The 11,078-nt window shown below is 60.4% G+C and carries 8 protein-coding genes, 1 tRNA gene and 2 rRNA genes (1 of these 11 running past the window's edge); 3 read left to right on the plus strand and 8 right to left on the minus strand.

Annotation, left to right across the window (positions count from 1 at the left end):
* Window positions 1-4: 4 nt before the first annotated feature.
* The 5 genes from OHD62_RS12995 to OHD62_RS13015 all read right to left on the minus strand — a co-directional run bounded on the left by OHD62_RS12995 (window position 5) and on the right by OHD62_RS13015 (window position 5,391).
* Entirely contained in the window at window positions 5-1,135 is a 1,131-nt protein-coding gene (locus tag OHD62_RS12995; RefSeq protein ID WP_263783156.1) for an ABC transporter ATP-binding protein, read from the minus strand.
* 4 nt (window positions 1,136-1,139) lie between these two features.
* Window positions 1,140-1,973 (minus strand): carbohydrate ABC transporter permease, encoded by an 834-nt coding sequence (locus tag OHD62_RS13000; protein ID WP_263783157.1) that lies wholly within the window; start codon window positions 1,971-1,973, stop codon window positions 1,140-1,142.
* Window positions 1,970-2,908 (minus strand): carbohydrate ABC transporter permease, encoded by a 939-nt coding sequence (locus OHD62_RS13005; protein WP_263783158.1) that lies wholly within the window; start codon window positions 2,906-2,908, stop codon window positions 1,970-1,972. Before OHD62_RS13005 ends, OHD62_RS13000 begins: the two co-directional genes overlap by 4 nt.
* Window positions 2,909-2,972: 64 nt before the next feature.
* Window positions 2,973-4,259: an ABC transporter substrate-binding protein gene (locus tag OHD62_RS13010; RefSeq protein ID WP_263783159.1), complete on the minus strand. Its 1,287-nt coding sequence runs from the start codon at window positions 4,257-4,259 to the stop codon at window positions 2,973-2,975.
* 115 nt (window positions 4,260-4,374) lie between these two features.
* Complete coding sequence (locus OHD62_RS13015; protein ID WP_263783160.1) at window positions 4,375-5,391, minus strand: hypothetical protein; 1,017 nt, start codon at window positions 5,389-5,391, stop codon at window positions 4,375-4,377.
* Window positions 5,392-5,799: 408 nt separating this feature from the next.
* Here OHD62_RS13015 and OHD62_RS13020 point away from each other — a divergent pair, with 408 nt between their 5' ends.
* The 3 genes from OHD62_RS13020 to OHD62_RS13030 all read left to right on the plus strand — a co-directional run bounded on the left by OHD62_RS13020 (window position 5,800) and on the right by OHD62_RS13030 (window position 8,737).
* Window positions 5,800-7,068, plus strand: coding sequence for an ADP-dependent glucokinase/phosphofructokinase (locus OHD62_RS13020; protein ID WP_263783161.1), 1,269 nt, complete (start codon window positions 5,800-5,802; stop codon window positions 7,066-7,068).
* 11 nt (window positions 7,069-7,079) lie between these two features.
* Window positions 7,080-7,853, plus strand: a complete 774-nt coding sequence (locus tag OHD62_RS13025) for an SDR family NAD(P)-dependent oxidoreductase (RefSeq protein ID WP_263783163.1) — start codon at window positions 7,080-7,082, stop codon at window positions 7,851-7,853.
* Window positions 7,854-7,915: 62 nt separating this feature from the next.
* The gene (locus OHD62_RS13030) at window positions 7,916-8,737 is read left to right on the plus strand and encodes a DeoR/GlpR family DNA-binding transcription regulator (RefSeq protein ID WP_263783164.1); all 822 of its coding nucleotides are present in this window, start codon (window positions 7,916-7,918) and stop codon (window positions 8,735-8,737) included.
* Between the two features lie 118 nt (window positions 8,738-8,855).
* Here the strand turns inward: OHD62_RS13030 and OHD62_RS13035 are convergent.
* From OHD62_RS13035 to OHD62_RS13045, 3 genes are all read right to left on the minus strand, one after another.
* Window positions 8,856-8,932: transfer RNA gene (locus tag OHD62_RS13035), tRNA-Met, on the minus strand.
* A 131-nt stretch (window positions 8,933-9,063) separates the two neighbouring features.
* Window positions 9,064-9,178: ribosomal RNA gene (gene rrf, locus OHD62_RS13040) — 5S ribosomal RNA — on the minus strand.
* 100 nt (window positions 9,179-9,278) lie between these two features.
* Window positions 9,279-11,078, minus strand: a 23S ribosomal RNA gene (locus OHD62_RS13045); it runs 998 nt beyond the window's last position.

Consider the following 11,078-nt stretch of genomic DNA (forward strand, 5'->3'; position numbering starts at 1 on the left):
GCCGTCAGTTGATCCGCGCCTTTGCGGGTATGGGTTCCCAGCGCGCGGGTGCATTTTCGGAGATTCTGTGGCCAGTCTTGTCGAAGAGATGGCAGGCGGGAGACGGCAAGGAGATCGCGATGCGATCCCCGGCGCGCGCCATGCGCCCACTGCTGTCGCGGATAACGAGGTTCTCTTCGCCCTCCCGCACATGGATGAAGGTATCGCTGCCCAGCAGCTCGACGACGCCCGCCTCCACGACATGCGCATCTGCGCGCTCCTCGGCCGAGATGAGAACGTGTTCCGGTCGAATGCCAAGGATGACTTCGTCACCCGGTTCGAGAGGCCTGGAGACAGGGACATCAAGCGTGGGGCCTAGTGCCAGATGGACCGTCGCTTGCTTGTCCCGAACGGAGGCGACCCGGCCATTGAGGAAATTCATGGCAGGCGAGCCGATGAAGCCCGCGACGAACAGATTGGCGGGTCGGTGATAGAGTTCGAGCGGCGTGCCCACCTGCTCGATCCGCCCGCCGTCCATCACGACGATGCGGTCGGCAAGCGTCATCGCCTCCACCTGGTCATGGGTGACGTAGATCATGGTCGAAGCGAGTTCGGCTTTGAGGCGCGCGATCTCGACGCGCATGCCGACACGCAGCGCCGCATCGAGATTGGAGAGCGGCTCGTCGAGCAGGAAGAGCTTCGGCTTGCGGGTTATGGCCCGGCCGATCGCCACGCGCTGCCGCTGACCGCCAGAGAGTTCGCGCGGCCTGCGCCGCAGATAGGACGACAGGCGCAGCTTGTCGGCGGCCCGGCGCACTCGCTCGGCAATCTCGGCCGAGGGGGTGCGGGCGATCTCGAGGCCGAAGCCGATATTACGGCCGACATCCATATGCGGATAGAGCGCGTAGGACTGGAAGACCATGGCCACGCCGCGCTCCGGCGGCTCGGCATCGCTCATGTCGACGCCATCCACCAGGATACGCCCTGAATTGATCGGCTCCAGGCCGGCAATGATCCTCAGCAGTGTGGACTTGCCGCAACCCGACGGTCCCACAAGCACGCAGAATTCGCCGTCGGGGATGGTGAGCGACAGCTCGGGAATGACCATCACGCTGCCGAAAGCCTTGGTAATCTTGTCGATCGAAAGCGTTGCCATGGGTCTAGCCTTTCACCGCGCCGGCGAGCAGCCCACGCACGAAGGCGCGCTGGACCAGCACATAAAGGAGGATGAGGGGAAGCGCGATCAGCGTGAGCACCGCAAACAGCGCGCCGGGATTGGCCATGTACAGGCCCGAATACTGCATCGGCACGATGGTGAGTGTCTTCATCTCGGCCTTGGTGAGCACAATGAGGGCGAGGAAGAATTCGTTCCAGGTGACGATGAACTGCCAGATCGTGACGAAGACAAGCGCCGGCCTGACCAGCGGCAGCGCCACGTGCCAATAGGTCTGCCAGGCATTGCAGCCATCGACGCGCGCGGCTTCGAAAAGCTCGCGGGGCGCATCCTCCAGGAAGGATTTGAGGATGACCATGGCAAAGGGTACGCCGAGCGCCGCATAGGGCAGGATCAGGCCGATATAGGTGTTCACCCAGCCGAAATTCTTGAGCAGGATGGCAAGCGGCAGCACCATGGAGGCGAGCGGCACCATGAGTGTCGTGAGCAGCGTCGTGTAGAGGAAGAGCGAGCCCTTGAGCCGCAGGATGGCGCAGGCGAAGGCGAAGAGCGAGGAGACGGCCACCACGATCGCCACGGTCGCGACCGTCACGATGAGGCTGTTGAGGAAGATGCCACCGAGCGGATTGTCACGGATGACCGTGACGAAGTTGTCGAAGGTGACCGGCCATGTGAAGAGTGCCGCATCGAAGGCCTGGGCCGGCGTCCTGAGACCGATCGACAGCATGTAGACCTGCGGGATCATCCAGAAGCCGAGCACGATGAAGAGAACCATGTGGATCACGGTGCTGCGAAGACGGGAGCGGGCAAGCGGGGTCACGGCCGCTCCTTTCCGGCCGGCGTCAGGCGGGCGCCGAGCGTCACGATCTGGAGCAGCGACAGGGCCAGCGCGACGACCAGCACGATGACGGAAAGTGCCGCACCGCTGCCGGTGTCGCCGAGCACGAAGCTCTGCTTGAAGATGAATGTGCCGAACACCTCGCTGGCGCGGTTCGGGCCGCCGCCGGTCATCAGATGGACGATCGGGAAGGTCTGCAACGTGCCGATGACGCCGAGCAGCAGCAACGACTTGGTCGCCGGCGCCAGCATCGGCACGATGACATGCACCGCGAGCCGCCAGCCCCTCGCCCCGTCGACGCGCGCCGCGTCCAGCACCTCGCTCGGCAGGTTTGCAATGCCGGCGATGTACATGAGCATCGAGAAGCCGGTCCATTGCCAGATGTTGACGATGATAAGCGCGTAGATCGCCATCTTCGGGTCACCGATCGGCGAGGTCATCATGACGAACCCGACATGCTTCAGATATTCCTGGGCAATGCCATAGTAAGGCGCATAGATCTGCACCCAGACCAGGCTGATGACCGAAACCGAGGTGACGACCGGCAGAAAGAACATGGTGCGGAAGAAGCCGCGCAGGGCATGGGTGTGCCGCTCGATGAAATAGGCAAGCACCCCGCCGATAAGCATCTGCACCGGAATGGTGATCACGCCCCACAAGAGCATGTTGCGCACCACGATCCAGAAAGTCGGATCACCGAGGACCGTCACATAGTTCGCGAAGCCGGCGAAGGAGGATGCGCCGCTGCCCGAACGAACGTAGAGGCTCTGTCCGGCCACCCAGAGGATCGGATAGGCAATGAAAACGACAAACAGAAGGGTCGCCGGCACAGCGAAGAGATAAAGCGTTGAGGTTCTCGATGCCGGCCGCCGTTCGATCGCCGCCGCGGGTCCGGCTCGCACGGCTTCTGCGCGCATAATGCTCACCCTATCAGATCAACAGGGACCGGGCGCTCGAAAGCGCCCGGTCGGCCGCTGCGGTTCATTGAGCGGCGAGCGCCTTTTCGGTCGCGGCCTGCACGGTAGCGAGCGCCGCCTCCGGCTCGGTGCTGCCGGCCGCGACACCGGCAAGGGCGTTGTCCAGCGCCTCGGCGACAGCCGGCGACGCAAACCTCTGATTCTCGGCCTTTGGCAGGTCAGTCATGAAGCGGGCCGACATCTCCTTCACGTGGTCGGTGATATCGCCCTTCGGTGAGTGGCCGTCGAAAGCCGGCAGATCATTGAGGTCGTTCAGCGCTTCCTGCAGGCCGACGCCATTGGTCAGTTCCGCGAGGAAGGTCCATGCAGCCGGGTTCCTTCCGCCATTCTTTGTCAGCCCGTAGCCGATGTCGATGCCACCGACCGGCGGGCTGGCCGTATTGCCTTGCTTGACCGGCGGCATGTAGAAGAAGTCGAAGCCTTCCATGTTCTGAACATACTCCGAAAGCGGCGGCGGGAATTTGCTTTCCTGCATCCACCACGAGCCGAGCGCCATCATGCCGACCTTGCCTTGCGCGAAGAGCTGGGCGCCCGTCGGATAGGCATGGGCGCCAAGCGCGCCCTGCTGGAAGATGCCGTCGTCGAAGAGGCCCTTCCAGGCCTTCATGGCCTCGACGAGTTCCGGTGCGGTCCATGGCGTCTCGCCAGCCTGTGCCTTGTCGACGATGCCGGGCGAGAACTGATTGGCGAGCATCAAGAACACGTTCTCGTTCTGCCAGCCGTCGGCCGCTCCCTGGAACATCGGGATATAGCCGCCGTCGGTCAGCGCCTTGGCCGCCGCCTTGAGCTCCTCGTAGGTCTCCGGCGCGGCAATGTTGAGCTTTTCGAAGATCTTGCGGTTGTACCAGATGCAGAGGACCTGCGATTCCTGGGGGACGATGTAGTAATTCTTGTCGCCCTTCGGATTGCCCATCTGCATCTGCTTGCGGTTGACCGGGAAGATCTTCTCCGCCCAGCCCGCGCCCCATTCCTTCTCGGCGCGCTCATTCACCGCCTCCAGATTGTCGCGGTACTGCTGCGTCAGCGATCCCGGCTGTAGGCCGATGACATCAGGCAGGCTGCCTGAAGCCGCCGCCGCCTTCAGTGCCGTGATGTATTCAGGAGAATAGTTGTAGTAGGTGTATTTGACCTTGATGTCCGGATGGGCCTTCTCGAAAGCCGCGATCGACTTGTCCATCGTGCTCTGGATGAACCAGGACCAGACCGTCACTTCCTTCTCGTCCGCCCAGGCCGAACCGGCGGCAAGAGCCGCCGTAAGGATGGTCGTCGCAAGAAACAGCATTTTCCTCATTATGTTCCTCCCTTTTTTCTCCAAGCATGCGCGCCTCGCGGCCTCTTACCCGCGGGCGCCGTGACCCCACGGGGTCACGTTCCGAAGGAGACGACATGGCGTCTCCCTATCAGCCTCAGGCAGCCTTCGCCGCCGCGACCTTCAAGACGTCCTCCGTAATGGCCCGGTCGTCCGCCAGCGACCGGTTGGGGGCAAGGCCCAGCTTCTGCAGTTCACCGTGATAGGCGCGGACAGCCTCTTCCGGCCCCATCTCCCCGTCGGCGACAGCTCGCATCAGAATGATCAGTTGAAGCGGCGCCTCGGCGAGATTGATCTTGCGCCCGAAGAGGGCCAGCCGCGCCCCGTAACGCTCGGATTGAGCGACGAGCTCGAAAGTATCGCGCGTTGTGCCGGCACCACCGCCGAGCACACCGACAATGAGCTCGGAATCGAAATTGACGAGCTCCTCCAGCGCCTTCGGTCCGTTGTAGGGGGTTTTAAGGAAAAGCGGCCGATCGGCTCGCGGCACGCTTGCCAGCGACTTGATGATATTATCGTTGACGAACTCGCCGATCTCGTCACGGCTGAGCCCGATGTCGACGCTTGGATTGAAGACCTCGTAGAAATATTTGAAATTGTGCCTGGCAGCCTCTGCCCGGAATTCGGCAAAGGCGTTCAATGTCCGGATATCGAGCTCGATATTGTTGCTGAACGAGACCGAGTACAGGCCAAGATTCGTGCCGCTCGTCGGATAGTTGGCGACGAGGCGGGCGAGATTGGCATCGCGAAAGGGAATGGATGGCGTCTGCGTATAGACACCATGCCGGACCGCCCCCCAGCACATGGTTTCGAGATTGGCGCGGATCGCCGGCTTCACCTCGCTGCCAAGAAAGGCGGCACGTTCGTCCAGCAATTCGAGATTCGATTGCGACACCAGCATGATGTCGACGATATCCTGCCTGATGATCGCCTCGATCTGCGCGATGAATTCCTGGCGGCTGCGGCGGCGCGGCGGTTTTGCCGAATAGTCGAACCCGGTTGCGGTCACGCCCGCTCCCACATCGCTGTCCTTGGCATCGGCGATGATGAAGTCCGTGGGCTTGTAGCGCCCTGCCCGGATGTTCGCCAGTTTTCTATCGAGTCTCGTGACCATCGGTGTTCCTCAAATTCTGGACGGCTCGGGCCGCAGGCGCACGTCCTCTCGCCGCCAAAGACCTGCAGACATATGCCGATTCTTTTCATAATCTGTCAATAGCTATCTAACTCTTTCGAAATTTTGACAATCGCCATCTAACTTCAGGTTCTGATGAGCGGGTATTCATTACCTGGCTCCTAAAAAATACCCCTGTTTTCAATAACCTATAATAGGAAACCGGCATTCCAGAATGCCCATGCCATGTGCGCGAGGAGGAATAGGCACTTTCGCCTTCATGACTACGGACGCTATCCGAATTCGCCAAATATGCGTAATTTTGATGGACTTCCGCAAAAGCGCATTGACGATTTGGAAGATAATGGTAGCAATTGACATCATTGCCGGGTAGGGAGGATTTACGCGGCCATGAAAGAGATCTTCACTGGATCATGGGCCGATCGCTATGCCGCCCTGACAGACCCGCGATCGGGTCCGTTGAGCGCGAGCACCCTGTCCCAATCCGGATTGGTTTTGTGCGGCATAAGTGCCTGCGTGGATGCCAGGGTCGACATGCGCGACATTCAGCCCTTGCTGGATGCGCCCACGGCAAGCCCGGCTGGTGAACTTGCATCGCTTCTGCTCTCACGCGCCGCGCGCGGTATCGGCGGCGAGGTCCGTTTTGAATGGCCGCAGGGTCCGGCCTGGCTCCGCGAGCGGCTTGAGCCGCGCTACGCGCTCGGCGGAACCGGCCCGCAGGCCGCCTGGGTTCTCTCGCGGCTAGGCGTGCCTGCGCTGATCGCGCTCGAGGATCGCAATGAGCAGATGCTACGGCAAATCCCGAGCGGCGTTCTGCTCGCCGAGGGCGGTATGTTGAAGACGGTCGACGCGATCAGCCCAGCCGGACCGCACATTCCCGAGATATTCATCTTCGAGTACACGGCAGGCCAGCCGATCGGCACGCTGATGCCTCGGCGCTCGTCACGCGTTATCGTCCGCTTCTGCGATCGGGGCATCCAGCGCGATGCCGATTTCGAGGCATTGTCCCGGCAATTGGCGTCATCGGCTGCCGCCGGCTTGCTTTCCGGCCTCAATGACGAAGCGGTGGAGAATGTCGACGCGGCCAGCCGGCATGTCTTCGCTCTCAGCCGGGCCTGGAAGGCGGCGGGGCTCAAGACCATCCATTTCGAGCTTGCCGGTTACGCCTCGCTGGCCGCCGTGGAGGAATTGCTCGCTCACGCAAAAGGCACGATCACCTCTCTCGGCATGAGCCATTCCGAGCTTCTCGCCATGGACCCTTCGGCCCAGTCACCCCAGGAGGCGATGATGGCGCTCGCAGAGCGCCTGGACCTTGAACGCGTCTGCGTTCACGCCGACACCTGGGCTGCGGCCATTACCGTCAACGATCCGCGCGAGGAGGAACTTGCCTTGATGGCTGGCTGCGCCATCGCCAGCTCACGCGCCGCAACCGGCGCACCCGCCGAAATCATTACGACCGCACCCGAGGTACAGTTCCACGCCGTGCCATTCGAGGTGCCGGTGCGCAAGGGGCGCTGGTCCTTCGTCGCATGCGCTTCGCCTTACGTCGAAAAGCCCGCCACCACACTTGGCCTCGGCGACAGTTTCACGGCCGGCTGCCTGCTGATGCTTGGCCGGCACAGCCGGGCCGACACGCGCACCGCCCTCAAACAAGCATGAAGGAAGATCCGATGTATCTCGAACGATTCCGCCTGGATGGACAAACGGCATTCATCACCGGCGGAGGGCGCGGCATCGGCCTGGCGACAGCCGAGGCGCTGGCCGAAGCTGGCGCGCGGGTGATCATTTCGGACATGAACCCCGACGTGCTCGAAGTCGGCCGGCGGGAATTGACCGAGAAAGGCTATACGGTCGACGCTGTCGTGCTCGATGTTACCGATTCCAAGGCAGTCGCGGCGGCCGCCCGATCAGCCAATGAGCGATATCAGGCCGTCGATATCCTGATTGCCAATGCCGGCATCGCCTGGCCGGATACAGGTGGCGAGGAGATGAGCGATGAGGTCTGGCTGAAGGTTGTCGATGTCGATCTCAACGGTGCCTACTGGTCATGCCGGGAATTCGCCAGGCCGATGCTGGAACGCGGTCGTGGCTCGATCGTGACGCTCGGCTCCATGTCCGGCCTGATCTCGAACAAGCCGCAGCGTCAGGCGCACTACAATGCGGCCAAGGCGGCCGTTCATCACATGACACGGTCGCTTGCCGGCGAATGGGCGGAGCGGGGCGTGCGCGTCAACTGCGTGGCTCCGACCTACGTGGACACGGTCATGTCCCGCGACGGCTTCACGGACGACAACCTCATGCCGGTCTGGATGGACATGACGCCGATGAAGCGCGTCGCGCGGGCGGACGAGATCGCAGCTCCCATCCTCTTTCTCGCCTCCAGTGCCTCCAGTGCGATGACCGGCTCCGTGGTCGTGGTGGATTGCGGGTATACGATTTGGTAGAGATTGACCGAAATTGATCGGAAACCGGCCGGAATCATTGCCGGCCACCAACCGGGTGATGCATGGACTCTCCGAGCAAGCGCGTCGACATCGTTCCGGCCAAACGGCGGGCTCTGATCTTGGAGCATCTGCGGATCAATGGAGCGGCCAGCATCCAGGAACTGGCTGACACGATCGGCGGTTCTCAATCGACCGTTCGGCGCGACCTCGAGGATCTCGTGGAAAAGGGCTATCTGGAACGTACCCATGGCGGTGCGCATCTGCTTCAGCCGATGCGGGCCACCTTCGAAAGGGAGATGACGGTCAACGCCGAACTCCAGCACGCGGAAAAGGTGGCGATCGGCCGCGAGGCCGCCCTGCGCCTCAGTGCGCGAGACAGTGTTATCTTCGATAGTTCCTCAACGGTCATGGAGGCGGTTCGCGCGGCTGCCGAGCGCGATCTGCCTCTGACCGTAGTGACCAACAGCCTGCAGATCGCCGACTTTGCAGCGGATATCAAATCCTGGCGCATCATCCTGCCCGGCGGCACCGTCCGGCCGGGCTATCGCCATCTCGCCGGCGAGCCGGGTGAGAGCTTCATAAGGACGCTCCACGCCGACCTTTGCATGACGGGCGCATCAGCGGTAACCGGCACCCTGCTCACCGAGACGGCGCTTGAGGTTGCATCCCTGAAACGAGCCATGATTGCTTCAGCGCGGCGAACAATTCTGCTTGTAGACGGTTCGAAATTTACGGCGCCTGGCTTCTGCACGCTCTGTGATATCTCCGAGATTGACGAAGTCATCACCGACGACAGCGTCTCCAAAGAGGCACTGGGCCTGCTGCGATCGGAGGAGTGCCTGGTGACCGTTGCCTCCACAAGGGCGTCGATATCAGCGGCATAGCGAAATTTGGGCGTCACGTGGCCGCTCTATGCAGTGGCAGCGCTCAGCAGCCCTGATGCAGATCAAAAAAGCACAGCCAAACGAAAACGGCCCGCACAAGGCGGGCCGTTTTGGTATTTGGTTGCGGGGACAGGATTTGAACCTGTGACCTTCAGGTTATGAGCCTGACGAGCTACCGGGCTGCTCCACCCCGCGTCAACCCTAGAAGTAAGCCTAAGCTTACCAGATTCAAGCCTTGGCCAAATGAAAGGGCCGCTTGCGCGGCCCGAAATCCCGTTGGCGGGCCTTATCGTGAGGAGAAGATTTTCTAAACATGCGTTTGGCAGACCTGGCAGCGACCTACTCTCCCGCGTCTTGAGACGAAGTACCATCAGCGCTGGAGCGTTTCACGGCCGAGTTCGGAATGGGATCGGGTGCAGCCGCTCCGCCATAACCACCAGGTCGGCAAAACGCATGTTTATATCGAGAAGCTGTCTATTCGTGCCATCCATCTCGGCGCAATCCAAAGGATTGTCGCCAGAAATGGGCATAAGGAATGAGAACGATCAAGCCGATCGAACTATTAGTACCGGTAAGCTTCAAGCGTTGCCGCTCTTCCACACCCGGCCTATCAACGTGGTCGTCTTCCACGGTTCTCAGGGAATACTCGTTTTAAGGTGGGTTTCCCGCTTAGATGCCTTCAGCGGTTATCCCGTCCGGATATAGCTACCCTGCTATGCGGCTGGCGCCACAACAGGTCCACCAGAGATCCGTCCATCCCGGTCCTCTCGTACTAGGGACAGATCCTTTCAATATTCCTACACCCACGGCAGATAGGGACCGAACTGTCTCACGACGTTCTGAACCCAACTCACGTACCGCTTTAAATGGCGAACAGCCATACCCTTGGGACCTGCTCCAGCCCCAGGATGCGATGAGTCGACATCGAGGTGCCAAACAACCCCGTCGATATGGACTCTTGGGGGTCATCAGCCTGTTATCCCCGGCGTACCTTTTATCCGTTGAGCGATGGCCCTTCCACGCGGGACCACCGGATCACTATGACCGACTTTCGTCTCTGCTCGACTTGTCAGTCTCGCAGTCAGGCAGGCTTATGCCATTGCACTCAGCGAACGATTTCCGACCGTTCTGAGCCCACCATCGCGCGCCTCCGTTACTCTTTAGGAGGCGACCGCCCCAGTCAAACTACCCACCATACATTGTCCCGGGCCCGGATAACGGGCCGCGGTTAGACATCCATAGTAATAAGGGTGGTATTTCAAGGGTGGCTCCACCTGAGCTGGCGCCCAGGTTTCAAAGCCTACCACCTATCCTACACATGCCACTACGAATGCCAATGTAAAGCTATAGTAAAGGTGCACGGGGTCTTTCCGTCTAACCGCAGGAACCCCGCATCTTCACGGGGAATTCAATTTCACTGAGTCTATGCTGGAGACAGCGGGGAAGTCGTTACGCCATTCGTGCAGGTCGGAACTTACCCGACAAGGAATTTCGCTACCTTAGGACCGTTATAGTTACGGCCGCCGTTTACTGGGGCTTCGATTCAGAGCTTGCACCCCTCCTCTTAACCTTCCAGCACCGGGCAGGCGTCAGACCCTATACGTCGTCTTGCGACTTCGCAGAGCCCTGTGTTTTTGATAAACAGTCGCTACCCCCTGGTCTGTGCCACCCTCCTCTGCTTGCGCAGAAAAGGGTCACGCTTCTTCCGAAGTTACGCGTGCAATTTGCCGAGTTCCTTCAGCATAGTTCTCTCAAGCGCCTTGGTATACTCTACCAGACCACCAGTGTCGGTTTCGGGTACGGTCTATAAGGAGGAGCTATTTCCTGGAACCACGCAGCAGCCCTTTCAATCCGATAAGATTGGACTACCTTAATGATCCGTCACTACCTCCAGGCCCACGAATATTAACGTGGTTCCCATCGACTACGCGTTTCCGCCTCGTCTTAGGGGCCGGCTAACCCTGCTCAGATTAACTTTAAGCAGGAACCCTTGGTCTTTCGGCGGGGGAGTCTCTCACTCCCCTTACGTTACTCATGTCAGCATTCGCACTTCTGATACCTCCACCACCCCTCACGGGTATGGCTTCATCAGCTTACAGAACGCTCCGCTACCGCTCGTATTGCTACGAACCCTAAGCTTCGGTGTATGGCTTTAGCCCCGTTACATTTTCGGCGCAAAGACCCTTATTTAGACCAGTGAGCTGTTACGCTTTCTTTAAATGATGGCTGCTTCTAAGCCAACATCCTGGTTGTTTTGGGATCCTCACATCCTTTCCCACTTAGCCATAACTTGGGGACCTTAGCTGTAGGTCAGGGTTGTTTCCCTTTTCACGACGGACGT

The sequence above is a fragment of the Mesorhizobium sp. YC-39 genome (genome assembly GCF_025753795.1).
In the GTDB taxonomy this organism is placed as follows: Bacteria; Pseudomonadota; Alphaproteobacteria; order Rhizobiales; family Rhizobiaceae; genus Mesorhizobium.